Origin of the sequence: Streptomyces sp. LMG1-1-1.1 (genome assembly GCF_040815545.1) — a bacterium.
Taxonomy (GTDB): domain Bacteria; phylum Actinomycetota; class Actinomycetes; order Streptomycetales; family Streptomycetaceae; genus Streptomyces.
Map to the genome: position 1 here is coordinate 1 of NZ_JBFPNH010000066.1, position 25219 is coordinate 25219.

25 protein-coding genes, 2 tRNA genes and 1 pseudogene are annotated in these 25219 nt (G+C 72.2%); 10 read left to right on the forward strand and 18 right to left on the reverse strand.

The window, feature by feature from the left end; genetic code table 11:
• The 5 genes and pseudogenes from MRBLMG1_RS32700 to MRBLMG1_RS32720 all read right to left on the reverse strand — a co-directional run.
• Positions 1-367, reverse strand: a pseudogene (locus tag MRBLMG1_RS32700) (metal-dependent phosphohydrolase); the annotation flags it as partial.
• 138 nt (positions 368-505) lie between these two features.
• Entirely contained in the window at positions 506-823 is a 318-nt protein-coding gene (gene rsrA, locus MRBLMG1_RS32705; protein WP_367827763.1) for a mycothiol system anti-sigma-R factor, read from the reverse strand.
• Positions 820-1476 carry a sigma-70 family RNA polymerase sigma factor gene (locus tag MRBLMG1_RS32710; RefSeq protein WP_352186978.1) on the reverse strand — a complete coding sequence of 219 codons (657 nt, stop codon included), beginning with the start codon at positions 1474-1476 and terminating at the stop codon, positions 820-822. Before MRBLMG1_RS32710 ends, rsrA begins: the two co-directional genes overlap by 4 nt.
• Before the next feature lie 252 nt (positions 1477-1728).
• Complete coding sequence (locus tag MRBLMG1_RS32715) at positions 1729-2373, reverse strand: alpha/beta family hydrolase (protein ID WP_367827764.1); 645 nt, start codon at positions 2371-2373, stop codon at positions 1729-1731.
• Positions 2374-2410: 37 nt separating this feature from the next.
• Entirely contained in the window at positions 2411-3226 is an 816-nt protein-coding gene (locus tag MRBLMG1_RS32720; protein ID WP_367827765.1) for an SOS response-associated peptidase, read from the reverse strand.
• A 50-nt stretch (positions 3227-3276) separates the two neighbouring features.
• Between MRBLMG1_RS32720 and MRBLMG1_RS32725 the strand changes: the two genes are divergently transcribed.
• The 4 genes from MRBLMG1_RS32725 to MRBLMG1_RS32740 all read left to right on the forward strand — a co-directional run bounded on the left by MRBLMG1_RS32725 (position 3277) and on the right by MRBLMG1_RS32740 (position 6748).
• Positions 3277-3963 (forward strand): M50 family metallopeptidase, encoded by a 687-nt coding sequence (locus MRBLMG1_RS32725; RefSeq protein WP_367827766.1) that lies wholly within the window; start codon positions 3277-3279, stop codon positions 3961-3963.
• Positions 3964-3983: 20 nt separating this feature from the next.
• Positions 3984-5315, forward strand: a complete 1332-nt coding sequence (gene aroA / locus MRBLMG1_RS32730) for a 3-phosphoshikimate 1-carboxyvinyltransferase (protein WP_367827767.1) — start codon at positions 3984-3986, stop codon at positions 5313-5315.
• Between the two features lie 3 nt (positions 5316-5318).
• Positions 5319-6332, forward strand: a complete 1014-nt coding sequence (gene rsgA / locus MRBLMG1_RS32735) for a ribosome small subunit-dependent GTPase A (protein WP_367827768.1) — start codon at positions 5319-5321, stop codon at positions 6330-6332.
• Between the two features lie 92 nt (positions 6333-6424).
• Positions 6425-6748: a DMT family transporter gene (locus MRBLMG1_RS32740; protein WP_017236286.1), complete on the forward strand. Its 324-nt coding sequence runs from the start codon at positions 6425-6427 to the stop codon at positions 6746-6748.
• On the opposite strand, the gene MRBLMG1_RS32745 is transcribed toward MRBLMG1_RS32740, so the two are convergent.
• Positions 6640-7305 carry a TetR/AcrR family transcriptional regulator gene (locus MRBLMG1_RS32745; RefSeq protein WP_367827783.1) on the reverse strand — a complete coding sequence of 222 codons (666 nt, stop codon included), beginning with the start codon at positions 7303-7305 and terminating at the stop codon, positions 6640-6642. The two genes, MRBLMG1_RS32740 and MRBLMG1_RS32745, sit on opposite strands and share 109 nt — an antisense overlap.
• A 140-nt stretch (positions 7306-7445) precedes the next feature.
• Here MRBLMG1_RS32745 and hisN point away from each other — a divergent pair, with 140 nt between their 5' ends.
• Both hisN and MRBLMG1_RS32755 read left to right on the forward strand, forming a co-directional pair.
• Complete coding sequence (hisN, locus tag MRBLMG1_RS32750) at positions 7446-8255, forward strand: histidinol-phosphatase (protein WP_367827769.1); 810 nt, start codon at positions 7446-7448, stop codon at positions 8253-8255.
• Between the two features lie 260 nt (positions 8256-8515).
• Positions 8516-8905 carry a cyclic nucleotide-binding/CBS domain-containing protein gene (locus MRBLMG1_RS32755; protein WP_367827770.1) on the forward strand — a complete coding sequence of 130 codons (390 nt, stop codon included), beginning with the start codon at positions 8516-8518 and terminating at the stop codon, positions 8903-8905.
• 82 nt (positions 8906-8987) lie between these two features.
• Here MRBLMG1_RS32755 and MRBLMG1_RS32760 read toward each other — a convergent pair whose 3' ends face one another.
• Complete coding sequence (locus MRBLMG1_RS32760) at positions 8988-10457, reverse strand: catalase (RefSeq protein ID WP_367827771.1); 1470 nt, start codon at positions 10455-10457, stop codon at positions 8988-8990.
• 151 nt (positions 10458-10608) lie between these two features.
• Here MRBLMG1_RS32760 and MRBLMG1_RS32765 point away from each other — a divergent pair, with 151 nt between their 5' ends.
• Positions 10609-11028 carry a Fur family transcriptional regulator gene (locus tag MRBLMG1_RS32765; protein ID WP_150266252.1) on the forward strand — a complete coding sequence of 140 codons (420 nt, stop codon included), beginning with the start codon at positions 10609-10611 and terminating at the stop codon, positions 11026-11028.
• A gap of 130 nt (positions 11029-11158) precedes the next feature.
• On the opposite strand, the gene MRBLMG1_RS32770 is transcribed toward MRBLMG1_RS32765, so the two are convergent.
• From MRBLMG1_RS32770 to MRBLMG1_RS32785, 4 genes are all read right to left on the reverse strand, one after another.
• Positions 11159-11232: transfer RNA gene (locus MRBLMG1_RS32770), tRNA-Met, on the reverse strand.
• 59 nt (positions 11233-11291) lie between these two features.
• Positions 11292-13262, reverse strand: a complete 1971-nt coding sequence (locus MRBLMG1_RS32775; protein WP_367827772.1) for a tetratricopeptide repeat protein — start codon at positions 13260-13262, stop codon at positions 11292-11294.
• 204 nt (positions 13263-13466) lie between these two features.
• Positions 13467-13540, reverse strand: a tRNA-Met gene (locus tag MRBLMG1_RS32780).
• Positions 13541-13584: 44 nt separating this feature from the next.
• Positions 13585-16488 carry a UPF0182 family protein gene (locus MRBLMG1_RS32785; protein WP_367827784.1) on the reverse strand — a complete coding sequence of 968 codons (2904 nt, stop codon included), beginning with the start codon at positions 16486-16488 and terminating at the stop codon, positions 13585-13587.
• A 135-nt stretch (positions 16489-16623) separates the two neighbouring features.
• Here MRBLMG1_RS32785 and MRBLMG1_RS32790 point away from each other — a divergent pair, with 135 nt between their 5' ends.
• Positions 16624-17175, forward strand: a complete 552-nt coding sequence (locus tag MRBLMG1_RS32790) for a PPA1309 family protein (RefSeq protein WP_367827773.1) — start codon at positions 16624-16626, stop codon at positions 17173-17175.
• Positions 17176-17239: 64 nt separating this feature from the next.
• On the opposite strand, the gene MRBLMG1_RS32795 is transcribed toward MRBLMG1_RS32790, so the two are convergent.
• The 4 genes from MRBLMG1_RS32795 to MRBLMG1_RS32810 form a co-directional block, all read right to left on the reverse strand.
• Positions 17240-18328 carry a YlbL family protein gene (locus MRBLMG1_RS32795; RefSeq protein ID WP_367827774.1) on the reverse strand — a complete coding sequence of 363 codons (1089 nt, stop codon included), beginning with the start codon at positions 18326-18328 and terminating at the stop codon, positions 17240-17242.
• Positions 18329-18394: 66 nt separating this feature from the next.
• Complete coding sequence (locus tag MRBLMG1_RS32800) at positions 18395-18625, reverse strand: hypothetical protein (RefSeq protein WP_367827775.1); 231 nt, start codon at positions 18623-18625, stop codon at positions 18395-18397.
• Between the two features lie 194 nt (positions 18626-18819).
• Positions 18820-19281, reverse strand: coding sequence for a molybdenum cofactor biosynthesis protein MoaE (locus tag MRBLMG1_RS32805; RefSeq protein ID WP_367827776.1), 462 nt, complete (start codon positions 19279-19281; stop codon positions 18820-18822).
• Between the two features lie 78 nt (positions 19282-19359).
• Complete coding sequence (locus MRBLMG1_RS32810) at positions 19360-20469, reverse strand: SDR family oxidoreductase (protein WP_367827777.1); 1110 nt, start codon at positions 20467-20469, stop codon at positions 19360-19362.
• Positions 20470-20681: 212 nt separating this feature from the next.
• On the opposite strand from MRBLMG1_RS32810, the gene MRBLMG1_RS32815 reads away from it, so the two are divergent.
• Positions 20682-22118 (forward strand): zinc-dependent metalloprotease, encoded by a 1437-nt coding sequence (locus MRBLMG1_RS32815; protein WP_367827778.1) that lies wholly within the window; start codon positions 20682-20684, stop codon positions 22116-22118.
• The gene (locus tag MRBLMG1_RS32820) at positions 22115-22639 is read left to right on the forward strand and encodes an NUDIX hydrolase (RefSeq protein ID WP_367827779.1); all 525 of its coding nucleotides are present in this window, start codon (positions 22115-22117) and stop codon (positions 22637-22639) included. The genes MRBLMG1_RS32815 and MRBLMG1_RS32820 overlap by 4 nt, the downstream gene beginning before the upstream one ends.
• 57 nt (positions 22640-22696) lie before the next feature.
• Here MRBLMG1_RS32820 and MRBLMG1_RS32825 read toward each other — a convergent pair whose 3' ends face one another.
• From MRBLMG1_RS32825 to MRBLMG1_RS32835, 3 genes are all read right to left on the reverse strand, one after another.
• Positions 22697-23452 carry an AIM24 family protein gene (locus MRBLMG1_RS32825; protein ID WP_367827780.1) on the reverse strand — a complete coding sequence of 252 codons (756 nt, stop codon included), beginning with the start codon at positions 23450-23452 and terminating at the stop codon, positions 22697-22699.
• Between the two features lie 19 nt (positions 23453-23471).
• The gene (locus tag MRBLMG1_RS32830) at positions 23472-24152 is read right to left on the reverse strand and encodes an AIM24 family protein (RefSeq protein ID WP_367827781.1); all 681 of its coding nucleotides are present in this window, start codon (positions 24150-24152) and stop codon (positions 23472-23474) included.
• 14 nt (positions 24153-24166) lie between these two features.
• Positions 24167-25219, reverse strand: a 1053-nt coding sequence (locus MRBLMG1_RS32835) for an AIM24 family protein (RefSeq protein ID WP_367827782.1), incomplete at its 5' end; no start/stop codon positions are given.

Sequence of the window (25219 nt, forward strand, 5' to 3'; positions counted from 1 at the left end):
CGGCGAGGGCGGTGGCGGCGGCGCGCCAGGCGCGGCGCGGCCCCGCGGGGGGTTCCTCGACGCGGGCGAGGAGGCTGCCGGGCAGCGCGGTGAGCACCGCGGCGGCGGGCGGCAGGAGGAGCGCGGCGGCGAGGAGCACGGGGAAGAAGGAGCCGGTGCCCATGGGGACGGAGCCGCCGAGCGCGCGGCCGAGGAACCGGCAGCGGGCGGGCAGCTCGCAGAGCGCGTAGAGGGCGGCGAGGAGTGCGACGGTGCCCCAGGGGACGGCCGGGCCGGGGCGCAGCGCGGGCAGGGCGCACGCCCCGGCGCCGAGCAGGGCGCAGCCGATGTACACGCGGGCCGCTCGCGGAATGACCTTCACGCCCATCACGCCTGTCACGCTAGCGAGTTGAGCGGTGCCGGACGGCGCGGTACGAGCGATTCGCACCATCGGGTGATACAAGCTGATGTATGCGTGAGGCCGCCACGAGCGCTCGCGGCGGCCTTCGTCCCCGGTACGGGGGTGCTACTCCTGCGGGGCCGGCGTCGCCGGGGCGCTCGCCGTGATGTCCTGCTCGGGCACCAGGTGCCCGGCGCGGATCAGGTCGATCCGGCCCATGACCTTGGCGCGCAGGTCGGTGGGGACGTCGTCACTGCCGCAGCAGCGCTTGACGAGCTTCTTCACCGCCTGCTCCAGGCCGTACTTCTCCAGGCACGGGGAGCACTCCTCGAAGTGCACCTCGAACTTGGTGCAGTCGCTGTCGGGCATCTCATTGTCGAGGAACTCGTAGAGATGATCCAGGACCTCTGAGCAATCCGTCTCGTGCGGCTCTCCGCAGCTCATGAGCCCGAGCCTTTCAGATCGTTCGACGACTCTCCGGCGCCCGCGGGAACGAGCCCGCGGTCGCGAGCGTAGTCCTCGAGCATGCCGCGCAGCTGGCGGCGGCCCCGGTGCAGTCGGGACATCACCGTACCGATGGGTGTCCCCATGATGTCCGCGATCTCCTTGTACGCAAACCCCTCGACATCGGCGAGATAGACGGCGATGCGGAACTCCTCGGGAATCGCCTGGAGCGCTTCCTTCACGTCGGAGTCGGGCAGGTGGTCGAGGGCCTGCGACTCGGCGGAGCGCAGACCGGTCGACATGTGCGACTCGGCGCGGGCGAGCTGCCAGTCCTCGATCTCCTCGGCGGCGCTGCGCTGGGGCTCACGCTGCTTCTTGCGGTACGAGTTGATGAAGGTGTTCGTGAGGATCCGGTACAGCCACGCCTTCAGGTTCGTGCCCTCCCGGAACTGGTGGAAGGATCCGTACGCCTTGGCGTAGGTCTCCTGCACCAGGTCCTCCGCGTCCGCGGGGTTGCGCGTCATGCGCAGCGCGGCCGAGTACATCTGGTCGAGGTAGCCGAGGGCGTCCCGCTCGAAGCGCGCGTTGCGCTCCGCGGTCGTCTCCTCGGGGCCGTCGTCGGTCCCTGTGTCGGTCCCAGTGACCGGACCCACCTCCTCCAGCGCGGCGGCGAGCCCGGGGGCGGACCCGCTCGTTTCGGAGGATAGACGAGGAAGCACTCCGCCCGCCGCCCGAATCCGGGCGGCCTTGGGCGCGGGCAGCACTGTCCAGTCGAGGTCAGCGGCCTGCGCACGCTCCGGGCAGATGGTCGAACCCATGCGACGGACTCCCTCTTCCTTGCTCTCACACCGACGCACCGAACAACCACGGCCCCCCGCTCGGCATTCCCGGTTCCGGGCGGTGCGTCAGCGGAGTCCGGAGATCCACCCGGTCACCCCGTCCACCAGGAGGGCGAGCGCCTCCTCCTGGCCGAGCGGCGCCCGCTTGGGCAGGGCGAAGCCGTGGTCCCCGTACGGGATCTCCACGAGCTCGTACGGCCCGTCCGGGTACTCCTCGGGCCGCCCGAAGGGGTCGTTGCCGCCCTGGACGACGAGGGTGGGCAGTCCGGTGCCGAGGAGTTCGTCGGCGCGGGAACGCTCCGGCCTGCCCGGCGGGTGCAGCGGGAAGCTCAGCGCGAGGACGGCCGTCGCGCCCAGCTCCCGCCCGGTCCGGCAGGCGACCCGGGCACCGGCGCTGCGGCCGCCCGCGATCACCGGGAGGCCGGGCCCGGCGAGGGCGGGCCAGACGCCGCGCCAGCCGGTGTCGAGGGTCTTCGGCGCGGGCGCGACCTTCTTCCCGGCGACCCGCCACGGCTGCTCGACGAGGGCGACGGTCACCCCGTGCGCGGGCAGCGCGCCCGCCAGCGCCTGGAGGTCGCGGGCCCCGACGCCGCCGCCGGCGCCGTGGCCGAGGGCGAGGACGGCCCACGGCCGCGTCCCCTCGTGCCAGGTGACGCGGGCCTCGCCGGCGTCGGTGGAAACGGTCTCGTACGGTGTCACGTCCTTGGTCACGCCCCCATCCTGCCGTCCGGAGCGTCCCCGAGGGCGCTCAGAACAGCGTGCCGACCTCGGGCCCCGACAGCTCCTCCAGGAGTTCGGGGCCGTTGTTGCGGACGTTGCTGACGGCCGTGGCCACCGGGTAGGCCCGCATCAGGCCCTCCGGCGGCGGGGCGAGGAGGCCGTGCAGCTCCTCGGGGTCCGTGCGCGCCGGGTCGAGCCAGGCGTCCCAGCGCTCCTCCGTCAGCATCAGCGGCATCCGGGGGTGGATGTCGTGGAGCGAGCGCGGGCCCTCGGCCGGCGCCACGCCCAGCGGTCCGGTCTCGGCCTCGGTGGTGATCACCGAGCAGGTGACCCACCAGGCGGACGGGTGCTCGGCGGGCAGCGACCCGTCCCGCCAGAACTCGTAGAGCCCGGCCATCGCGAAGACCGAGCCGTCGGCCGGGGTCACGAAGTACGGCTGCTTGCGCGGCCGCTTCTTCTTCCCCTCCACCTCCAGGTCGCGCTCCGCCACCCCGGTCACCCACTCGTAGTAGCCGTCGGCGGGCAGGATGCACCGGCGGGACGTGAACGCGCGCTTGAAGGACGGCTTCTCGTGGACGGTCTCCGCCCGCGCGTTGATCATCCGGGCCGCGCCCTCCGGCGACTTCGCCCAGGACGGCACGAGTCCCCATTTCAGCGCGCGCAGCTGGCGAACCGGACGCGGGGATCCCGCGTCTTTCACAGGGCGCTCCAGGACCGCCCAGACCTCCTTGGTGGGCGCCACGTTCCAGTCGGGTGCCAGGGTCTCCTCCGGCTCCCACTTCTCCACCCCGAAGAGCCCGACGAGGTCCTCGGGCCGCCGACTCGCTGCAAACCGTCCGCACATACGTGCCACACTGCCACGATCCCGAACACCACCGAGGAGCCGACCGCGAAATGACCGAAATCCTCGGCACCCAGCCCGCTCCCGAGCAGTGGATCGTCTACGTCACCGCCGGCTGCGCGCTGGCCCTGGTCGTGTTCCGCACCCTCTGGCTGCCGGCCCGCAACGCGATCACGATCGCCCACGAGGGCGGCCACGGACTCGTCGCCCTCGCCACCGGACGCCGCCTCGAGGCGATAAGGCTGCACTCGGACACCAGCGGGCTGACCGTGACCCGCGGCCGCCCGACCGGCGTCGGCGTGGTCCTCACCCTGGCCGCCGGATACCCGGCCGCCCCGCTGCTCGGCCTCGGCGGCGCCGCCCTGCTCGGCACCCGCCACGTCACCCTGCTGCTGTGGGCCGCGACCGCGCTGCTCCTGGCCATGCTGGTGATGGTCCGCAACGCGTTCGGGATCCTCACCGTCGTCCTGACGGGCGCCGCCTTCCTCCTCGTCTCCTGGCTGACCGGCCCCGACGTCCAGTCGGTCTTCGCCTACGCGGTCGTGTGGTTCCTGCTCCTCGGCGGCGTCCGCCCGGCCTTCGAGCTCCAGGCGAAGCGGCGGCACGGCGGCGCCCCCGACTCGGACGCGGACCAGCTCGCGGACCTCACCCACGTGCCCGCAGGGGTGTGGCTCCTCTTCTTCCACACGGTCTCGATCTGCTGCCTGATCGGCGGCTGCCGCTGGCTCGTGCGGTTCTGACACCCCCGTACAGTGAGGACATGACCGCAGCAGCTTCCGCGCACACCGACCCGCCCACCGACCTCTGGCCCGCCCCGTACGCCCGCGGCGCCGTCGACGCGACCGTCACCGTGCCCGGATCGAAGTCGGTCACCAACCGGGCCCTGGTGCTCGCCGCGCTCGCCTCCGAGCCCGGCTGGCTGCGCCGCCCGCTGCGCTCCCGCGACACCCTCCTGATGGCCGAGGCGCTCCGCACCCTCGGCGTGAAGATCGAGGAAGGGGTGGGCCCCGACGGGTCGGGCGAGGCCTGGCGGATCATCCCCTCCCCGCTGCGCGGCCCCGCGGCCGTCGACGTCGGCAACGCCGGCACGGTCATGCGCTTCCTGCCCCCGGTCGCGGCGCTCGCCGACGGCCCGGTGCGCTTCGACGGCGACCCCCGCTCCCACGAGCGCCCGCTGCACGGCGTGATCGACGCGCTCCGCGGGCTCGGCGCCCGGATCGACGACGACGGCCGGGGCGCGCTGCCCCTGACCGTGCACGGCGCCGGCGGCCTGGACGGCGGCACGGTCGAGATCGACGCCTCCTCGTCCTCCCAGTTCGTCAGCGCGCTGCTGCTGTCCGCGCCCCGCTTCAACCAGGGCGTCGAGGTGCGGCACGTGGGCGACCGGCTCCCCTCGCTGCCGCACATCCGGATGACCGTCGACATGCTGCGCGCGGTCGGCGCCAAGGTCGACGAGCCGGAGCACGGCGGCGCCCCGAACGTGTGGCGGGTGGCGTCCTCCGCGCTGCGCGGCCGCGACCTGGTCGTCGAGCCCGACCTGTCGAACGCGCAGCCGTTCCTGGCGGCCGCGCTGGTGACCGGCGGCCGGGTGACGATCCCCGACTGGCCGGAGCGGACCACCCAGCCGGGCGACGAGCTGCGTCGGATCTTCACCGAGATGGGTGGTTCCTGCGAGCTGACCGACGCGGGCCTGACCTTCACCGGCACGGGCCGGATCCACGGCATCGACGTCGACCTCGGCGAGGTCGGCGAGCTGACCCCGGGCATCGCGGCGCTCGCGGCCCTCGCGGACTCCCCCTCCACCCTGCGCGGCGTGGCCCATCTGCGGCTCCACGAGACGGACCGCCTGGCGGCGCTCACCAAGGAGATCAACGAGCTGGGCGGCGACGTGACCGAGACCGAGGACGGTCTCCACATCCGCCCGCGCCCGCTGCACGGCGGCGTCTTCCACACGTACCACGACCACCGCATGGCGACGGCGGGCGCGCTCATCGGCCTCGCGGTCGAGGGCGTGCTGATCGAGGACGTGGCGACGACGGCGAAGACCTTGCCGGACTTCCCCGGGATGTGGACCGAAATGCTCGGGGTCTGAGTCATGCGGCGTTACGGCAAGCACACCGACGAGGACGACATCCGCCAGCGGCCCAACCGCAAGGGCACCCGTCCCCGTACGACCATCCGCCCCAAGCACGAGGACGCCGTCGAGGGCATGGTCCTCACCGTCGACCGCGGGCGGCTGACCTGCCTGGTCGACGACCGGATCATCACGGCGATGAAGGCGCGCGAACTGGGCCGCAAGGCCGCCGTGGTCGGCGACCGGGTCTCGATCGTCGGCGACCTCTCCGGCGAGCGGGACACCCTGGCCCGGATCGTGCGGATCAGCGAGCGCAGCTCGGTGCTCCGGCGCACGGCCGACGACGACGACCCGTACGAGCGGGTGGTCGTCGCCAACGCCGACCAGCTGGCGATCGTCACCGCGCTCGCCGACCCCGAGCCGCGGCCCCGGCTGATCGACCGCTGCCTGGTCGCCGCCTACGACGGCGGGCTCACCCCGCTCCTCGTCCTGACCAAGTCGGACCTGGCGTCGCCCGACTCGCTCCTGGAGATGTACGGGGCGCTGGGCGTGCCGTACGTGGTCACCACCCGCGACGAGTTCGTCGACGGGGTGGCCGCCGACCGGGTCCACGAGCACCTCAAGGGCCGGACGACCGCGTTCGTGGGCCACTCCGGCGTGGGCAAGACGACCCTGGTGAACGCCCTGGTCCCGCCGGAGCGCCGGCGTACGACCGGCGTGGTCAACGCGGTCACCGGCCGCGGCCGGCACACCACCACCTCGGCGCTCGCCCTGCCGCTCGACGACAAGGAGGGCGGCTGGGTCATCGACACCCCCGGCGTCCGCTCCTTCGGTCTGCACCACGTCGACCCGTCGCGCGTCATCCACGCCTTCCCCGACCTGGAACCGGGCACGGAGAACTGCCCGCGCGCGTGCAGCCACGACGAGCAGGACTGCGCGCTCGACGCGTACGTGGCGGAGGGGCACGCCGATCCGGCGCGGCTCGTGTCGCTGCGGCGGCTGCTCGCGACCCGGGAGCGACGCGAGGGCGACTGAGCCCACGGCGTTTACACCTGCTCGCAGCCGGTAAGTGCATAATCGCACCAAGTGCGACGAAGCAGTCACCGACGGCGTGGGAGGCACTGACGATGGCGTGGCTGCTGGTGGTGATCGCGGGGATCCTGGAGACGGGGTTCGCGGTCTGCCTGAAGCTCTCGCACGGTTTCACCCGACTGTGGCCGACGATCGCCTTCGCGGCCTTCGCCCTCGGCAGCTTCGGCCTCCTCACCCTCGCCCTGCGCAAGCTGGACGTGGGCCCGGCGTACGCGGTGTGGACGGGGATCGGCGCCGCCGGGACGGCGATCTACGGCATGGTCTTCCTCGGCGACGTGGTCTCCACGCTCAAGATCGTCTCGATCAGCCTGGTCATCGCCGGGGTCATCGGACTCCAGCTCTCCGGCTCGGCGCACTGACCCTCCCGCCCGTCCGGGTCGGCCTGCGCGGGGGTCACCGGCGGCGGCGGTGCGACGACGTGGCTGAGCGCGATCCGTACGGCGAGTTCGCAGCCGGCGGCCCATTGCTCCCCCGCACAGGCCGCGGTCCGCGCCACGAGTTCGCCGGGCGCGGGCGGCCCGGCGTCGGCGCGCCGCTGGGCCGGTACGGGGGCGGGCCGGGCGCCGGGCCTGGCCGGCCGGGGTTCGGGCAGCCGCTCGTTCCAGGCGCCGGTGAGCAGGGCCCGCAGGACCGGGCGGACGGCGGCCCTGGTGACGATCCACTCGGCGACGGCGACGACGTTCCGTGCGGGCGGGGCCGGGGCGGCGAGCAGCGCGCGGACGCCCTGGAGATAGACGTCGACCTCCCGGCACACCAGCGCGCGGGCCAGCCCCTCCTTGCTGCCGAACTCGTTGTAGAGCGTCTGCCGGGACACCCGCGCGGCGGCGGCGAGGTCGGCCATGCGGATCGCGGACCAGGACCGGTGGGTGAGCGCGGCGAGCGCGGCGTCGAGCAGGGCGTCGCGGGCGTGCGCCATCGTCACCTCCGGGAGGGAACGCTTTCTCCGCCCAGCCTCGGCAGCCGCCCACACCCTGTCAAGGGGCCCGGGCGGGGCGGGCGCCGAGCCCCCGTGGACGGTTCTCCGTGCGTTCCCGCCGCGGGGATAGAGTGCCGACCATGGCCGATTACCACGATGATCTGCGTCTCGCCCACGTCCTCGCGGATGCCGCCGACGCGGCCACCATGGACCGATTCCAGGCACTCGACCTCCAGGTCGAGACCAAGCCGGACATGACCCCGGTCAGCGAGGCCGACAAGGCCGCGGAGGAACTGATCCGCGGCCAGCTCCAGCGGGCCAGGCCCCGCGACGCGATCCTCGGCGAGGAGTACGGCGTGGAGGGCTCGGGCCCGCGCCGCTGGGTGATCGACCCGATCGACGGCACGAAGAACTACGTGCGCGGGGTGCCGGTCTGGGCGACCCTGATCGCGCTGATGGAGGCCGGGGAGACGGGCTTCCAGCCCGTCGTGGGCGTGGTGTCGGCCCCGGCGCTCGGCCGGCGCTGGTGGGCCGCGAAGGGCAGCGGCGCGTACACGGGCCGCAGCCTCTCCTCGGCGACCCGGCTCGGGGTGTCCAAGGTCGCGTCCCTGGAGGACGCCTCCTTCGCGTACTCCTCGATCAGCGGCTGGGAGGAGCAGGGCCGGCTCGACGGCTTCCTCGACCTCACGCGCGCGTGCTGGCGGACCCGCGCGTACGGCGACTTCTGGCCGTACATGATGGTCGCCGAGGGCTCCGTGGACCTCTGCGCCGAGCCCGAGCTCTCCCTGTGGGACATGGCCGCGGTGGCGATCGTGGTCCAGGAGGCCGGCGGCACGTACACCGGCCTCGACGGCCGGCACGGCCCGCACAGCGGCAACGCCGCCGCCTCCAACGGCCTCCTCCACGGCGAGCTCCTGAGCTACCTCAACCAGCGGGCCGCCCAGGACTGATCGCGCCGCCATGCCTCCCGGGCGCCACCCCCACGCACGGTGGGGGCGCCCACCGCGCTCACGGGGGTGCCTCGCGCGCCCCCTCCCGGGGGACGACCCCCGGACCCCCAGCACGGGCGGGTGGCCCCCCCTTCCGAGCCCCGCGCGCTCCTCCGCGCCCCTTGCCCTACCCTCACGCCGCTGCCACGCTGAGAGTCCCCCCACTTGTGAACTTGTGAATTCCTTCTTCTTGAAGGTTCACCAAGGAGGTGGCTCCGTCCATGCTCGTCCGTGACGCCATGAGCACCGTGGTCCTCACCATCGGCCCCGCACACACCCTCCGGCAGGCGGCCCGGCTGATGTCGGCGCGCCGCGTCGGCGCGGCCGTCGTCCTCGACGCCGACGCCGGCGGGCTCGGGATCCTCACCGAGCGCGACATCCTCAACTCCCTGGCCAGGGACCAGGATCCCGACCTCGAGACCGCGGGCTCCCACACCACCCGCGACGTCGTCTTCGCCGCGCCGACCTGGACCCTGGCCGAGGCGGCCGAGGCCATGACGCACGGCGGGTTCCGCCATCTGGTGGTCCTCGACGACCGGGGGCCCGTCGGCATCGTCTCCGTGCGCGACATCATCCGCTGCTGGATCCCGGTGCACAGCGTGGCCGGGTGAGCGGGCCCGCCGGGTGACACGAAAGGGCGGGCCGGGTCTCCGTACGGAGATCCGGCCCGCCCTCTGCCTACGGCAAGCGCCCTCAGCCGCGCAGGGCCTGGACCGCGGCGTCGAGCCGCTTGCCGAAGTCACCGTCCGCCTGGCGGAAGTTGTCGATCGCGCGCTCGGCGATGTCGTCGCGGGAGACCTTGGCGATGAAGCCGGCCAGGTTCGCGACCAGGCGGCCCTTCTCGTCCTCCGCCATCAGGCGGTAGAGGTTGCCCGCCTGGACGAAGTCGCTGTCCTCGGCGTGCGAGGGAGCGGCGTGGTCGCCGGTGGCGCCGGAGACGGCGGTCGGCTGCCACAGCGGCCGGTCCGTCTGGTGCGGGCCGCCGAAGCTGTTCGGCTCGTAGTTCTTCGCGCCCTTGTGGCGGCCGTCGTAGAGGTGGCCGTCACGGGAGTTGGTGCGCGCCTCGGTGGCGTGCGGGCGGTTCACCGGCAGGTGGTCGGCGTTGATGCCGACGCGGTAGCGGTGGGCGTCGCCGTAGGCGAAGAGACGGCCCTGGAGCATCTTGTCCGGGGACGGGCCGATGCCGGGCACGAAGTGCGCCGGGGAGAAGATGGACTGCTCGACCTCGGCGAAGATGTTCTCCGGGTTGCGGTTGAGCTCCAGCTTGCCGATCTCGATCGGCGGGTAGTCCTCGTGCGGCCACACCTTGGTGAGGTCGAACGGGTTGAAGCGGTAGTTCGCCGCGTCCGCCGCGGGCATGATCTGGACCTGCACGGTCCAGGTCGGGAAGTCGCCGCGCTCGATGGCCTCGCGCAGGTCGCGCTGGTGCGAGTCCGGGTCCTCGCCGGCGAGGCGGTTGGCCTCGTCCTGGGTGAGGTTCTTGATGCCCTGGTCGGTCTTGAAGTGGTACTTGACCCAGAAGGCCTCGCCGGCCTCGTTGTTCCACTGGTAGGTGTGCGAGCCGTAGCCGTTCATGTGGCGGTACGAGGCGGGGATGCCGCGGTCGCCGAAGAGCCACGTGACCTGGTGGGTCGACTCCGGGGAGAGGCCCCAGAAGTCCCAGACGTTGTCCGCCTCCTGCGAGCCCGAGTACGGGTCGCGCTTCTGGGTGTGGATGAAGTCGGGGAACTTGATGGCGTCCTTGATGAAGAACACCGGGGTGTTGTTGCCGACGAGGTCGTAGTTGCCCTCTTCGGTGTAGAACTTCAGCGCCCAGCCGCGGGGGTCGCGCACCGCGTCGGCCGCACCGAGGTTGCCCGCGACGGTGGAGAAGCGCAGGAAGGTCTCCGTCTCCTTGCCGACCTCGGAGAGGAACTTGGCCCGCGTCCACTGCGAGACGTCACGGGTGAGCGTGAAGGTGCCGTAGGCGCCCGCACCGCGCGCGTGGACCACGCGCTCCGGGATGCGCTCGCGGTTGAAGTGGGCGAGCTTCTCGAGCAGGAGCTGGTCCTGGACCAGGACCGGACCGCCGACGCCGGCCGTCTCGCTGTTCTGGTTGTCGGCGACCGGCGCGCCGGCCTCCGTGGTGAGCGGTCCCTGCGTCACGTGCGCCTCCTGCGTCATTACTGCGAGTCCTGTCCGTCGGCCCCGGTCCCTGTCGAGACCCTTGGCCAATGCCGAATTCGATCCTACGATAGACAATGTCTAAGTCAAGTGAACTTCCAAAGTCACACCCGTTCGGGAATCCGTTCCCCCGGCTGTTAGGCTGGCCCTCATGAGTGACCTGTTGGAACGACTGCGCGGACGCGGCTGGCGGATGACCGCGCAGCGACGTGTCGTGGCCGAAGTCCTCGACGGGGACCATGTGCACCTGACCGCGGACGAGGTCCACGCACGTGCCGTGACGAGGCTGCCCGAGATCTCGCGGGCGACCGTCTACAACACACTGGGCGAGATGGTCACCCTCGGCGAGGTCATCGAGGTCGCGACCGACGGACGCGCCAAGCGCTACGACCCCAACGCCCACCGGCCGCACCAGCACCTGGTCTGCGGCCGCTGCGGTGCCATCCGCGACGTGCACCCGGCCGGCGACCCGATGGCCGACCTCCCGGACACCGAGCGCTTCGGCTTCACGATCTCGAACGTCGAGGTCACCTACCGGGGCATCTGCCCGAGCTGCGCCACCACCGCCTGACACCGATACGCAAGAAGACGCCCCCGCCACGGCGGGGGCGTCTTCTTGCCCCGTCCGCACACGCGAACGCGCACACACGACGAAGGCCCGGATCCGATGCGATCGGATCCGGGCCTTCGTTGCTACTGAGTAGCGGGGACAGGATTTGAACCTGCGACCTCTGGGTTATGAGCCCAGCGAGCTACCGAGCTGCTCCACCCCGCGTCGGTGAACCCAACCTTACGGGTCGCCCGTCACCAGCGCAAATTCATTGCGGCGAAGCGCTACGCGGTGAGCTCCTGGTGCAGCGCCTCGCTGAGCCGGGCCGCCCGCTCGGCGACCTCGGCCGGGCCGAGCTCCACCGCGCGGGCACACCAGTGGCGGCCCTCGGTGAGCTCGCCGCGGCGCGCCGCGAGCAGCGCGAGCCGGAGCGCGGCGCGGCCGTGGCCGGCCCGGGCGGCCCGGGTCCACCAGAGGGCGGCCTCGCGCTCGCTGCCCTCGCGGGCGAGGAGCAGGCCGAGGTTGAAGGCGCCGTTGCGGCTGCCGGCCTCCGCCGCCTCGCGGTACCAGCGGTCGGCCTCGGCGAGGTCGCCGCGCCCGGCGGCCAGCATCCCGACCCGTACCTGGGCGCGCCGGTGCCCCTGCTGGGCGGCCCGCTCGTACCACTCCTCGCACTCGGACTTCTCCTCGCGGGGCGCGCCGAGCACGGCGGGGCCGGGGTCGGGGCGACGCGCGTCGAGTACCGAGGCGAGCCGGAAGGCGGCCTCGGCGCTGCCGCCGCCGGCCGCGCAGCGCAGGTGCCGCTCGGCGGTCCGCTCGTCGCCGTCCCGGAGCGCGGCGATGCCGACCTGGAGGGCGGCCTCGGTGTGCCCGGCGGCGGCGGCCCGCTCGTACCAGACGAGGGCCGTGCGGTCGTCGTCGCGGCCGGCGTGGAGGATGCCCAGGTTGAAGGCGGCGTCCACGCTGCCGGCTTCGGCGGCCTTGGAGAACCAGGGCTCGGCGCCGTTGGCGTCGCCGGCCTGGAGCAGCAGGACGGCGAGCGCGTTGGCCGCCTCGCGGTGACCCGCGTAGGCGGCGCGGCGGTACCACTGCTCGGCCTGCGGGATGCGGTCCTGGGCGGCGCAGAGCAGCCCGAGGTTGTAGGCGCCGTTGACGTCGCCGGCGTCCATGGCGGCCCGGTACCAGCGCTCGGCGGTCTGCTGCTCGCCCCGGGCGGCGTGCAGGGCGCCCAGGGCGTTGGCGGCGTTGCCGTCGCCGTCCTGGGCGGCGCGCAGCCACCACACGGCGGCGCTCTCCTCGTCGCCCGCGTCGCGGAGCAGGAAGCCGAGGGCGCAGGCGGCCTTGGCCTCGCCCTCCTTGGCGGAGCTGAGGTACCAGCGGCCGGCCTCCTTGAGCTCGCCGCGGTGCTCCAGGATCGCGCCGAGGTGGAGCGCGGCCCGCCGGTGGCCGCGCGCGGCGGCCTGCCGGAACCACTGCTCGGCCTCGGTCGGCTCTCCCCCGGGCTCGCCGACGGCCGGCCCGGCGGGAGGGGCTCCCGTGACCGCGTCGGGGCCCGTGCCCGCGGGCACCCGGAGGCGGGTGCCGGTCTCGTGCGGGCCGCGGACGGTCTCGGTGGCGCGGCGCTCCAGGGCGAGGGCGAGCCGGTAGGCCGCCTCGCGGTGGCCCTGTTCGGCGGCGGCGCGCAGCCAGCGCTCGGCGCCGACGTCGCTGCGGTGCTCCAGGAGGTCGGCGAGGGCGTAGGCGCCCAGGGCGTGGCCCTGTTCGGCGGCCTGGCGGAGCCAGTACTCGGCGGCCGGCTCGTCGCCTCGCTCGCGGTGGTGGCGGCCGAGCGCGTGGGCGGCGGGCGCGGAGCCCGCGACGGCGGCGACCCGCCACCAGCCGGCGGCCTCGTCGGCGTACCCGCGCTGGTGCAGCAGGACGCCGAGGTTGTTGGCGGCGGCCCGGTCCCCCTCGGCCGTGGCGCCGCGCAGGTAGGGCTCGGCGCCGTCGAGGTCGCCGCGGCGCAGCAGCAGCGCGCCGAGGGCGCTCATCGCGGCGAGGTCACCGCGCTCGGCGGCACGCCGGTGCCGGGCCTCGGTCTCGGTCTCGGTCTCGTTGTCCGCGTCGGTGGTGCCGGCGCCGGTCGTGGCGGTGGTGTCGACGACCGCATCGACGGCCCCTACTGCCTCGATGATCTCGTCTGCGGCGTTTCTGGCGTGCCGCTGCACAAACCGCCCTGTCTCCAACAGAGTTGCCCTGTCCCCCATAAATACCATCGTCGCACCACCCGCAACCCGAGCACACCTGGTATACCGCAGCCAGTGAGGTCACTCAGCGTTTTGTCGACATGCCCACAGAGAGACAAGTCAAACACGCCTCACGCCAACTCGCCCCCTGCCTACCGCTCTTCGGCACCCCCCGGCACGCCGACACACGACAAGGGCCCGGATCCTTATGGATCCGGGCCCTTGTCCTCTGAGTAGCGGGGACAGGATTTGAACCTGCGACCTCTGGGTTATGAGCCCAGCGAGCTACCGAGCTGCTCCACCCCGCGTCGGTGAACCAACAGTACCACGACGCGGAGTGGAAACCCTCAGGTCAGCCGCCCGACGGATTCGTCTTGAGCTTCGCCCCCGCGTCCGCGGCCCGCTGGAGGGCCGCCTGCAGGTCCTCCTGCGCCTTGCCGTACGCGGTCCAGTCGCCCTTCTGCAGGGCGGCCTCGCCGGCGTCGTACGCCTTCTGGGCGTCGGAGATCGCCTGCTGGAGCGCGGCGTCGTTCGACGCCGGCGGCTGGGTGGTCCCGGGCGGCTTGGTGGTGCCCGGCGGGGTCGTCGGCGTGCTGGGCGCCTCCACCCCGAAGACCGCGTTGAGCGCCTGGGTGAGGTTGTCCTCGAACACCGTGGTGTCCTTGGTCGTGTCACCGTCCGGCTGGTCGGCGTCCACGTACGACACCGCGACCTTCTTCAGGAGCGGGTACAGCGCGTTGCGTCCCTGGGCGTACACCGGCTCCACGTACAGGAAGCCGCCGTCGAGCGGGACGGTCAGCAGGTTGCCGTACTGGATGTCCGAGTCGGCGCCCTTCATGTCCCGGACGAACTGGGCCACGGACGGAAGGCCGTTGAGCTTGCTCTGCACCTGCGCCGGGCCCGGCACGTCCTCGGTGACCCGCAGCAGTCTCAGCCGGCCGTACTCCTTGCTCGTGGCGTCGGCGTCGACCGCCATGAAACCGCCCAGGTTGGGCCGCCCGTTCGGCGTGAACGTCGTCGTCAGCGAGAAGCGCTGCGCCGTGTCCCCCGGCATCTTCATGCTCAGGTAGTACGGCGGGACAGCGTTGCCGTCCTTGTTGGTCGGGTCGTCCGGGACCTGCCAGGCGTCCGAGCCGCTGTAGAACTGCGCGGGGTCGGTGACGTGGTAGCGGGTCAGCAGCTCGCGCTGGACCTTGAACATGTCCTGCGGGTAGCGCAGGTGCCCCATCAGGTCGCCCTTGATGGCGGACTTCGGCTTGACCGTGTCCGGGAAGGCCTTCATCCAGGTCTTGAGAACCGGGTCCTGGGTGTCCCACTCGTAGAGGTTCACCGTGCCGTCGTAGGCGTCGACGGTGGCCTTCACCGAGTTGCGGATGTAGTTGACCTGGTTCTGCTGGGCGACGACCGTGCGCTGCTGGTTGCCGACGGTCAGCGAGTCGGCCGTGGTGTCGCCGAGCGTGGTGCGCGAGGCGTACGGGTAGCCGTTGGTCGTCGTGTAGGCGTCGATGATCCACTGGATCCGGCCGTCGACGACCGCCGGGTAGGCGTCGCCGTCGATGGTCAGCCACGGCGCGACGGCCTCGACGCGCTCCTTGGGCGTGCGGTTGTAGAGGATCCGCGAGCCCTCGCCGATGGCCCCCGAGTAGAGGATCTGCGGCTCGCTGAAGGCCACCGCGTACGCGGCGCGGTTGAAGGTGCTGGAGAGGCTGACGCCGCTCTTCTCCTCGTAGCTGGTGGTCTTCTCGCCGTTCTCCTCGTAGTCCAGCTCCTTCTGCGGGCCGCCCACGATCGAGTACTGGTCGGTCTTCTCGCCGTAGTAGATCCGCTGCTGGTACGTGCCGAGCGAGCCCGTCGTCGGCAGTCCGGACTCGGTGAAGACCGGGGAGCCGTTGGCGTCCGTCTGCGTACCCGAGGCCATGATCGCGCCGTAGCCGTGGGTGTAGGTGAAGTGGTCGTTGATCCAGTTCCGCTTCGGGATGCCCTTGATGTTGAGCTCACGCAGGCCGACGACGGTGTCCTTGCCCTGGTAGCGGTCCACGTCCAGGGTCGTCGGGAACTGGTAGTACTTCCGCTTCTGCTCCAGCTGCTGGAACGTCGGCGACACGATGTTCGGGTCGAGGATGCGGTACGCGGCCGCCGTGTCGGCGTCCGTGCGCAGCTGGTCCTTGGCCTTGACCGTCGACTTGCCCGAGTAGTTCTCGGGCTTCGTCGAGTCGATCGCGTACGCCTTGCGGGTCGCGTCGATGTTCTTCTGGATGTACGGCGCTTCCTTGGCCTGCTCGTTCGGCTGGACCTGGAACTTCTGCACGATGGCCGGGTACAGGCCGCCGATCAGGATCGCGGAGAGGACCATCAGACCGAAGCCGATCACCGGCAGCTGCCAGGTGCGGCGCCACAGCGTCGCGAAGAACAGCACGGCGCAGATCGCGGCGATGCAGAACAGGATCGTCTTCGCCGGCAGGTACGCGTTGGCGTCGACGTACCGCAGGCCCGTCCAGTTGCCGGTCGCCTTGAAGTCGCTGGACTTCACCGCCAGGCCGTACCGGTCGAGCCAGTACGCCACGGCCTTCAGCGACACGAAGACGCCCAGGAGCACCGAGAGGTGGCCGGTGGCGGCGGCGGTCGCGCGGGCACCGGGGCTGGTGATCCGCAGTCCGCCGTACAGGTAGTGGGTGAGCGCGGCGGCGATCAGCGACAGGACTGCGGCGGCGAAGCCGAAGGCGAGGAGGAAGCGGTACCAGGGCAGGTCGAACGCGTAGAACGACACGTCGAGGTCGAACTGCGGGTCCTTCTGCCCGAACTTCACCCCGTTGACCCACATCAGCCAGGTCCGCCACTGCCCGGAGGCGGAGGCGCCGGCGATCAGGGCCACCAGGGCGGTGACCGCCAGCAGCACCCACTTCTTGAACGGGGCGAGACCCATCCGGTACCGGTCGAGGCTCTGCTGCTCCAGGGACATCGCGCTGAGCGGCGGCCGCAGCCGGTACGCCAGCCAGATGTTCAGGCCGACGGCCAGCCCCATCAGCAGGCCGAACACCGCGAAGAGACCGATCTTGGTCCACAGCGTGGTCGTGAACACGGACGAGTACTTGACCGAGCGGTACCAGAGCCAGTCCGTCCAGAACCCGGCGAACATGACGAACGCCATGGCCAGGACGGCCAGCACGCCGAGCGTCATGAGCAGGGTACGGGCCCGCCGGGACGGCCGGCCGACTCTCATCCTTGGCCCGGACGGGCTCCCGCCGCGGTCCGGCATCTGGAAAGCCAACGTGCGCCCCTCGATGTTGATGCGTCTGAAAGCAGGCCCCGCGATCGTAGAGCCCACTGGTGCAACTTACTGAGGCTTTACCTAGTTCCCGTCTTCAGGGGAAGACGAGGCAGGATATTGGTCATGTCCAACGTTTCCCCCTCCGGCCCCCCGATGGCCACCAGCCCCCTCACCCGCGTGGTTCTCGAGATCGACGAGTACGCGTCGGGTCTCGGCTGGGACCAGCCGGCCCGACTCTTCGCCCTGGTCGACACGGCACGGCTGCGCGCCCAGGAACCCAAGCTCGCCTCCCAGCTCGGCCTGGGCGACGACGCCACCGCCTACACGCCCATCGAGCAGGACAAGCTGCCGCGCGGGAAGCCGCTCGACGACTTCCTCGGCACGATCGCCTGGCCCGACGCCGTCGCCGGCTGCGCCATGACGGTGGAGCGGCTCATGCTGCCCCCGTCGGCGGAGGCCCAGGTGCCGCAGGGGCTGAGCGAGAAGCAGCTCGCCAAGTGGGTGGCCGCGCACCCCGACCGCCAGGAGGTCCGGATGACCGTGGCGGTGCTGCGCCGCGGCGGCCGCGAGGCGGCGATCCGGCTGCGCGAGAAGGACACCGCGACCGAGGTGCTGACCGGCCCCGACCTGGTGCCCGGCCTCGCCGAGGCACTGGCCGCGACCTTCGAGTCCTGACCCGTCCGATACGCCGAAGGGGCGCCCGTCGTGTCGACCGGGCGCCCCTTCGGCGTATCCGCCGTCAGCTCTTCGAGCAGCTCGGGAGGGACGCGGTGTCGCCCTTGCGGAGCTTCTCCAGCGACTTCGTGGCGTCGGCGATGGTGTCCACCTTGACGAGGGTGAGGCCCTCGGGCGTGTCCGAGGCGGCGGCCTCGCAGTTGTCGGCCGGGGTGAGGAAGTACTCGGCGCCCGCGTTCCGCGCGCCGACCAGCTTCATCTCGATGCCGCCGATCGGGCCGACCTCGCCCTTGTCGTCGATCGTGCCGGTGCCGGCGATGAACCTGCCGCCGGTGAGGCTCTCCGGGGTGAGCTTGTCGACGATCCCGAGGGCGAACATCAGGCCGGCGCTGGGGCCGCCGACGTCCGCCAGGTTGATGTCGATCGTGAACGGGAAGACGTGGTCGGTGCCGGCCTGGATGCCGACGACGGCCCTGTCCCCCTCCTCCGAGGTGGTGGTCGTGATGACGACCTTCTGGGTGACCTTCGGCTCCCGCCGCGCCTTCTCCGCGGCGGCCGCTTCCTTGGCGGGGACGATCGTGAACTCGACGTCCTTGCCGGGCTTGCGCTTCGTCACCTGCTTGGCGACGTCCGCCTGCTCCTTGATCGGCACGCCGTCGACGGCCTTGATCACGTCACCGGCGTGCAGCTTGCCCTCGGCCGGGGAGTCCTTCACGACGGTGGCGACGACGACCCGGGCGACCACCGGGATCCCCAGCTCCCCGAGCGCGGCCACCTTGGCGCTCTCCTGGGACTGGCTGAACTCCTCGGCGTTCTCCTGGCTCGACTCCTCCTCGGTCTTCCCGTCCGGGTAGAGGGTGTCGTGCGGCACCACCACGTTGTCGTGGGCGAGCCAGCCGTAGACGGCCTCGACGGCGTTCATCTTGTAGTCCGCGCTCGTGACGCGGACCGTCGTCATGTTGAGGTGACCGTCGGTCGGGTAGGTCTTGCGTCCCGAGACCTGCAGGACGGGTTCTCCCCTGGCCTCGCCGAGGGTGTTGACCGTGGGGCCCGGGCTCATCTCCGCGTACGGCACCGGGATCAGAACGCCCGCGATGAGCAGACAGATCAGGACCAGGGTGGAGGCGAGCATCGTCGCGGTGCGGCGTGGCATGGAACGACAGTACGGGACTCGCCTGTGGGTGCACCCCTGGGGCGGGTCCGTACGAGGCGCCGGGCGTCAGCTCGACGGAGAGGTGCTGACACCGCCGGCCGCGGCGGCCGGTTCGCGTTCGGCCCGAGCGGAATCGGGGGCCGTGGGGTGGGCGCGTTCCATCGCGTCCCTGAAGCGTGCGTAGCCCGCGAGTTCGGCCACGTCACCTATGGTCTTGTTCCTCGAAGCCCAGCTTCCCCATATCGCCGCGCCGACGACTGCGAAAAGCGGAATCAGCAACCAGGCCAGCGCTGCCATCCCGACCTCCCATCCCCAGTGAGTTGATCAGCAGACTGTGTCATCTGTGAGATCAACGCTCGCGCCTGGGGGCCGGTTACGCAAATCGGGCGTTCGGCTACGCCCTGTCGGCGCGCCGCCTTGCCGCTTTCAGCAGGCTCCGACCCTCCCCCAGCCTCCGGCCGGGGGGACCCGCCCAGTCTCCGGGGTACCGCTCAGCAGGCCCCCACCCACTCCTCGGTGCCGTCCGAGAAGGTCTGGTGCTTCCAGATGGGGACTTCGTGCTTGAGGTCGTCGATGAGCTTGCGGCAGGCCTCGAAGGCCTCGCCGCGGTGGGGGCAGGAGACGGCGACGACGACCGCGATGTCGCCCACGCGCAGGTCGCCCACGCGGTGGACCGCGGCGAGGGCGCGGACCGGGTAGTTCGCCACGACCTTCTCCGCGACGCGGCGCAGCTCCGCCTCGGCGGTGGGGTGGCAGGAGTAGCCCAGCGCGTCGACGTCCGCGCCGCCGTCGTGGTTGCGCACGGTGCCGACGAAGAGGGTCGTGCCACCGGAGGCGTCGTCGCCGACGGCCCGGAAGACCTCGTCGACGGAGAGCGGGGTGTCACGGATCGCGAGCAGCTTGATCGGGTCGTCCGCTGCCTGCTCACCGGGGTGGTCGTGCGTCTGCGCCATGAACCCATGGTGCCGTACGCCGCCGACATCCGGTAAGAGACCTTTCGACCTGTGGACGGGGCGCTCCGTAGGAGGGTCCTACAAGCCGCGCCGCTTCCTCATCTGGCGGACCAGCGCCGCCGTGCCGAGCAGCGCGACCGTCGCACCGGCGGCGCCCGCCGCCGTGGCGTCCTTGCGGCCCAGCCTGCGGCCGGCGACCGTGTGGCGGCCCTCGGCCTCGGCGAGCAGCGCGGCGAGGACCTCCTCGTTGGTCCACTTCGGCCGCCAGCCGGCGTCGTGCAGCCGTCCGACGCTGACCACCCAGGGGTGCATGGTGTACGCGAGGTCGCCCGCCGGGGACGGGGTGAGGCCGATGCGGTGGAGGCGGGCCGCCGCGCCGAGGGCGACGGCGGACGGCAGCTCCATGCGCCGGATCCCGGAGAGCTCCTCGACCTCCTCCTGCTCCAGCCAGCCCTCGCAGCCGACGGCGAGCTCGCCGTCGACCTTCTCCAGGGCCGCGTACTCCAGGGCGCTCACCAGGTCGTCGACGTGGCAGAACTGCCAGGTGGGCCGGGACCCGGCGACGACGAGCAGCCGCGGCGACTCGAAGTAGCGGGTCAGCGCCGTGTCCGTACCGCCGACGAGGACCGCCGGGCGGACGACGGTGACGTTGAGTCCGGGGTGGGCGCGGGGCGCGCGGCGGCCGAGGCGCTCGATCTCCAGCATGTCGCCGACGCCGGTGGCCTCGGCGGTGGCCTTGAGCTCGGCGTCCTCGGAGAGCGGGATGTCGTTGTCGGGGAGGGCGCCGTAGACCATCGCGGAGGTGCACAGGACCACCCGGCGGACGCCGGCGGCCGCGGCGGCGGTGAGCACGGTCTGCGTGCCGCGCACGTTGTAGGCCGTCCGGGCGGCGGGGTCGGTCTCCAGGTCGAGGTCGACGGCGAGGTGCACGACGACGTCCGCGCCGCGCAGTTTCTCTGCGATGGCCGGATCGCGCACGTCGAGGATGTGCCACTGCGCCTCGGCGACCTCGCCCCGGCGCTCGTCGATGGCGATGACCTGCTTGACCTCGTCGGAGGCGGCGAGGCTCCTGGTCAGCAGGTCGCCGACACCGGAGGCGGCGCCGGTGACCGCGACGACGGGGCCGCGCGCGGCGGACCGGGTTGAGGGGTTTCGCGCTCCGCGAACCTGAGGATCTGGGGAACTCACCGGGCGTCTCCAGCGGTTGTCTTCAGTACGTACGCCGCATGACGCGTACGGACCAGGTGGCGTCCATCCTGCCGCAGGGCAGGGCCCGGCGGAGCACCGAGCCCATTTCCGGCCCGGATGTCTACGCTGGTGGTGTGCGGGTCTGTCTGACAGGCCTGGTCGGGCAGTCGCCGTCGGCAGGAGGCCGGCGGCCCTACGAGCCGAGGAAACCTGTGAGTGACACCCCATTCGGATTCGGCCTTCCGCCGGAGGAGCCGGAGAACGGCGACGAGGGCAAGAAGAAGGACCCCGCCGGAGGTGGCCAGGGGTCCGGCGGCCAGGGCGGCAACCCGTTCGGGGCGAACCCGTTCGGCTTCGGCGGGCTGCCCGGCATGGGCGGCCCCGGCGGTGCGGACAACCCGTTCGCCGCGATGTTCGGCTCGCTGAACCCCAACGACCTGGGGGCGGCCTTCCAGCAGCTCGGGCAGATGCTGAGCTACGAGGGCGGTCCCGTGAACTGGGACATGGCCAAGCAGATCGCGCGCCAGGTGGTCGCCCAGGGCACCGCCGACGGCACCAAGGACGCCAGCGTGGGCCCGGCGGAGAAGTCCGCGGTCGAGGAGGCGGTGCGCCTGGCCGACCTGTGGCTCGACCAGGTCACCTCGCTGCCCTCCGGCGCCGGTACGGCGGTGGCGTGGAGCCGCGCCGAGTGGGTCGAGGCGACGCTGCCGGCGTGGCAGCGGCTCGTGGACCCGGTCGCCGAGCGGGTCGGCTCGGCGATGGGCGACGTCCTGCCGCAGGAGATGCAGGCCATGGCCGGTCCGCTGATCGGCATGATGCGCTCGATGGGCGGCGCCATGTTCGGCCAGCAAATCGGGCAGGCCGTCGGCGCGCTCGCCGGTGAGGTCGTCGGTTCGACCGACGTGGGTCTGCCGCTCGGCCCGGCGGGCCGCGCGGCGCTGCTGCCGCTGAACATCGAGGCCTTCGGCAAGGACCTGGGCGTGCCCTCGGACGAGGTGCGGCTCTACCTGGCCCTGCGCGAGGCCGCCCACCAGCGGCTCTTCGCGCACGTGCCGTGGCTGCGGGCGCACCTGTTCGGCGCGGTCGAGGGGTACGCGCGGGGCATCAAGGTCGACACGTCGAAGCTGGAGGAGGCGGTCGGCCAGCTCGACCCGTCGCGCCCGGAGCAGCTCCAGGAGGCGCTCCAGCAGGGCATGTTCCAGCCGGAGGACACCCCGGAGCAGAAGGCGTCTCTGGCCCGGCTGGAGACGGCGCTCGCGCTGGTCGAGGGCTGGGTGGACGCGGTGGTCCACGAGGCTGCGAAGTCCCGGTTGACGTCGGCGGACGCGCTGCGCGAGACGCTGCGCCGGCGCCGCGCGTCGGGCGGTCCCGCCGAGCAGACGTTCGCGACGCTGATCGGTCTGGAGCTGCGTCCGCGGCGGCTGCGGGACGCGGCGCGCCTGTGGGCCTCGCTGACCGACGCGCGCGGCGTCGACGGCCGCGACGGCCTGTGGGAGCACCCGGACATGCTGCCGACGGCGACCGACCTGGACGACCCCGACGGTTTCGTCCACCGCGAGCACCTCGACTTCTCCGAGCTCGACAAGATGCTCGGCGAGGCGGCGGAGGGCCGCTCCGACGACGAGGGCAAGGACGACGGCGCCCAGTGACCCTGTACGACGACGCGGTCCTCGTACTGAAGGAGTACGGGGACCAGGAGGAGCTCCGGCAGGGCTACCTGGCCCATCTCGCCGAGCATCCGGACGGCATGTACAAGCCCTGTGAGGCGGGTCACCTGACGTCCAGCGCGCTGGTGATCGACCCCTCGCGGGGCCGGGTGCTGCTGACGCTCCACAAGAAGCTCGGCATGTGGCTGCAGATGGGCGGCCACTGCGAGCCGGACGACGCGACGGTGGAGGCGGCGGCGCTGCGCGAGGCGACGGAGGAGTCCGGGATCACGGGCCTGACGCTGCTGCCCGGCGGTCCGGTGCGGCTCGACCGGCATCCGATCCCGGCGCCCTGCCACTGGCACCTGGACGTGCAGTACGCGGCGCTCGCGCCGGTGGACGCGGTGGCGGAGATCAGCGAGGAGTCGCTGGACCTGCGCTGGTTCCCGTACGAGGAGGTGGCGGGCGTGGCGGACACGTCGGTGGTCCGCCTCGTGGAGGCCACGCTGGCCCGGCTGGCGTAGCGGACGGGGAAGGGGGCGGTCGCCGCGGCGACCGCCCCCTTCCCCGTGTCCGTGTGCTCAGTTCCAGGCGTTGTTCTGGTTCTGGGCGTGGGCGCCGTGCTGTCCGGCGCCGAACTGGGCGGCGATGCCCTGGCCGATGGCCGCGTGCTGCGGGGGCATGACCTCGCTGGGCTGCACCAGCGCGAAGCCCTGGCCGAGGAAGCTGAGCTCCCAGCCCTCTCCGGTGTCGCCGCGCCGGCGGCGGACGCTGGAGTTGGTGGTCTGCGCCTGCATCTGGACGCGCAGCCCGGTGGACCAGGCGACGATCGCGTCCGCGTCGGCGCTGACGTACTTGTCGGGCGTGACCTGCATCATCAGCGGCTGCCCCGAGGTCATCAGGGCGACCTTGCCGCGGCCGGAGATGTTGAGCTGGTACTTGCCGGAGCCGGAGATCCCGTACTGGCTGTCGACGGCGATGACCTCGGTGTGGAGGGTCGAGTCGAGCGCCAGGACGTAGGAGCTGTCGACGGTGAGGCCCTCCTGCTCGACCTCCACGATGTGGACGTACTGGGCGAGGTTGGCGAAGTAGACCGTGCCCTGGCCGGAGCAGCGCATCAGGTCGAGGCCCTCACCGGTGCGGGCCTGGGCCCGCCGCTGGCTCGGGGTCTTGTACTCGCCGTCGAAGTCGACGAGTCCCTGGTACGCGACCATGGCGCCCTTGCGGGCGAGGACGTCGTCCTGCCCGGTGAGGCTGACCCGCAGCAGCTGCGGGTTCTGGATGACGTACCGCTCCTGGCTCTGCTGCTCGGCGTGGTTGAAAAGCGGGCTCTGCATGGTGTGTTCTCGCTCCCCCTCAGCCCCGGGCCCGCAGGCGGTCGGTGCTGTCCTCGCTCGGCTGTACGACGACGATGCCCTGGCCCGAGAAGGCCATCTGGTATGCCTCGCCGCTGCCCCGCCCGATGAGGGAGGACGCCTTGAAGCTGCGCTTGCCCTTGACCTTGAGCGACGGCGACCAGGCGACGAGCGCGTCGGGGTCGACGTACGTCTCGTCCTCGCCGCGGCCGCAGTCGACGACGATCGGCGTGCCGCGCGAGGTGACCGCGACCCAGCCGGTGCCGGCGATCTCCACGTTGAACAGGCCCTGGCCGGCGAACTTGGCGAGGCCCTTGACCCGCTCGACGCCCCACTGGAGGTGGGCGTCGAAGGCGAGCAGGTTGGTGCCGTTGACCGAGAGGGAGTCGTTCTGGAGGTTGATCACGACGACGTCGGCGCCGTAGTCGGCGAGGTAGAGCAGTCCGTCGCCGGTGCACTTCATGATCGGCGTGCCCTCGCCGGTGGCCCACTGCTGGGCGACCTGGCGGACGGCGGGCGGGTTGGGCTCGTAGCTGATGAAGCCCTCGTAGGCGACCATCGAGCCGGTCCGGGCGTACAGGTCCTGGCCGGTGGCCATGGCGACCTTCAGCATGGCGCGGCCGTGGTTCTCCATCCGGGCCGCGACGGGGGTCGGGGCGTAGCCCGCGAGTTGCTGGTTCATGACTTCGGGCTCCCTCAGACCTCGTAGGGCTGGACGACGATGAAGTTGCCGGGGGCGCCCCGGAACTGCAGGTTCACGGTCTCCCCGCTGTGGCCGGGGTAGGCGTTGCGGCGGAGCCGCACCTGGCTGGAGAGGATGACCTGGGACGCGGCCGACCAGGCGACGACCGCCTGGCAGTCGGCGAAGGTCGTCGGCGTCACCGGCAGCACGACGGGGACGCCGTGGGTCTTGACGACGACCGTGCCGGTGCCCTGGAACTGCATGGTGAACAGGGCGCCGCCGGGGATGCCGTGGCCCTCGATGCGGCGGACCTCGTACTGGAGGGTCTCGTCGAACGCGAGCACGTTCTCGGCGGAGACGCAGATCCCGTCGCCCTGGAGTTCGATCGGGTGCAGGTGGGCGCCTTCCTCGGCGAGGAAGACCTGGCCGCGGCCGGTGCAGCGCATCAGCTGCATCTCCTGGCCGGTGGCGTTGCCGACGATCCGGCCGGCGAAGCCCGCGCCCTTGTAGCCGAAGTCGACCTTGCCCTGGTACATGACCATGGAGCCCTGCCGGGCGAGGACGGGCACGCCGCCCATGGCCAGGTCGACCCGCATGAGCTGCTGGTTCTGCGGGGTCCAGCGGGCGCCGGTGGCGGTCTCCTTGTACGGCGCGAGCGCGGCCGCGAGTCCGGCGCCGGTCGCCGGGACGCCCTGCGGCACGCCGCCGGGCTGGCCGTACGCGGCGGGCTGCTGCCCGTAGGCCGGGGGCTGCTGTCCGTACGCTGCCGGCGCGGGCTGCCCGTAGGGCGGTGTCTGCGGCGGCTGGCCCTGACCGGGGTACTGGCCGGGCGCCTGGCCCGGGACCTGACCCGGGTACTGCCCCGGAACCTGGCCATACTGCGGCTGCTGCGGCGGCTGCCCGTACGGGACGGGGGCCGGCCCGGGCGGCGGGACGGGGGCGGGAGCCATCGGCGCCACCATCGTCGGCGCCGTGTGGACGGGCTGCGCGGGAGCGGGCGGCACGGGCGCCTGCGGTGCGCCGAACGCGGGCGCGGGGGCCGGGGCCTGCGCGGGGGCGCCGAACGC

What these genes read in the sequence shown, in the direction of transcription:
- MRBLMG1_RS32745 (WP_367827783.1), bottom strand. Translation starts at nt 7,305, where the DNA reads ATGGCGCACGCCCGCGACGCCCTGCTCGACGCCGCGCTCGCCGCGCTC.
- rsrA (WP_367827763.1), bottom strand. Translation starts at nt 823, where the DNA reads ATGAGCTGCGGAGAGCCGCACGAGACGGATTGCTCAGAGGTCCTGGAT.
- aroA (WP_367827767.1), top strand. Translation starts at nt 3,984, where the DNA reads ATGACCGCAGCAGCTTCCGCGCACACCGACCCGCCCACCGACCTCTGG.
- MRBLMG1_RS32825 (WP_367827780.1), bottom strand. Translation starts at nt 23,452, where the DNA reads ATGCAGAGCCCGCTTTTCAACCACGCCGAGCAGCAGAGCCAGGAGCGG.
- MRBLMG1_RS32755 (WP_367827770.1), top strand. Translation starts at nt 8,516, where the DNA reads ATGCTCGTCCGTGACGCCATGAGCACCGTGGTCCTCACCATCGGCCCC.
- MRBLMG1_RS32805 (WP_367827776.1), bottom strand. Translation starts at nt 19,281, where the DNA reads ATGGCGCAGACGCACGACCACCCCGGTGAGCAGGCAGCGGACGACCCG.
- MRBLMG1_RS32800 (WP_367827775.1), bottom strand. Translation starts at nt 18,625, where the DNA reads ATGGCAGCGCTGGCCTGGTTGCTGATTCCGCTTTTCGCAGTCGTCGGC.
- MRBLMG1_RS32785 (WP_367827784.1), bottom strand. Translation starts at nt 16,488, where the DNA reads ATGCCGGACCGCGGCGGGAGCCCGTCCGGGCCAAGGATGAGAGTCGGC.
- MRBLMG1_RS32765 (WP_150266252.1), top strand. Translation starts at nt 10,609, where the DNA reads ATGAGTGACCTGTTGGAACGACTGCGCGGACGCGGCTGGCGGATGACC.
- rsgA (WP_367827768.1), top strand. Translation starts at nt 5,319, where the DNA reads ATGCGGCGTTACGGCAAGCACACCGACGAGGACGACATCCGCCAGCGG.
- MRBLMG1_RS32725 (WP_367827766.1), top strand. Translation starts at nt 3,277, where the DNA reads ATGACCGAAATCCTCGGCACCCAGCCCGCTCCCGAGCAGTGGATCGTC.
- MRBLMG1_RS32795 (WP_367827774.1), bottom strand. Translation starts at nt 18,328, where the DNA reads ATGCCACGCCGCACCGCGACGATGCTCGCCTCCACCCTGGTCCTGATC.
- hisN (WP_367827769.1), top strand. Translation starts at nt 7,446, where the DNA reads ATGGCCGATTACCACGATGATCTGCGTCTCGCCCACGTCCTCGCGGAT.
- MRBLMG1_RS32720 (WP_367827765.1), bottom strand. Translation starts at nt 3,226, where the DNA reads ATGTGCGGACGGTTTGCAGCGAGTCGGCGGCCCGAGGACCTCGTCGGG.
- MRBLMG1_RS32790 (WP_367827773.1), top strand. Translation starts at nt 16,624, where the DNA reads ATGTCCAACGTTTCCCCCTCCGGCCCCCCGATGGCCACCAGCCCCCTC.
- MRBLMG1_RS32775 (WP_367827772.1), bottom strand. Translation starts at nt 13,262, where the DNA reads ATGGTATTTATGGGGGACAGGGCAACTCTGTTGGAGACAGGGCGGTTT.
- MRBLMG1_RS32830 (WP_367827781.1), bottom strand. Translation starts at nt 24,152, where the DNA reads ATGAACCAGCAACTCGCGGGCTACGCCCCGACCCCCGTCGCGGCCCGG.
- MRBLMG1_RS32740 (WP_017236286.1), top strand. Translation starts at nt 6,425, where the DNA reads ATGGCGTGGCTGCTGGTGGTGATCGCGGGGATCCTGGAGACGGGGTTC.
- MRBLMG1_RS32760 (WP_367827771.1), bottom strand. Translation starts at nt 10,457, where the DNA reads ATGACGCAGGAGGCGCACGTGACGCAGGGACCGCTCACCACGGAGGCC.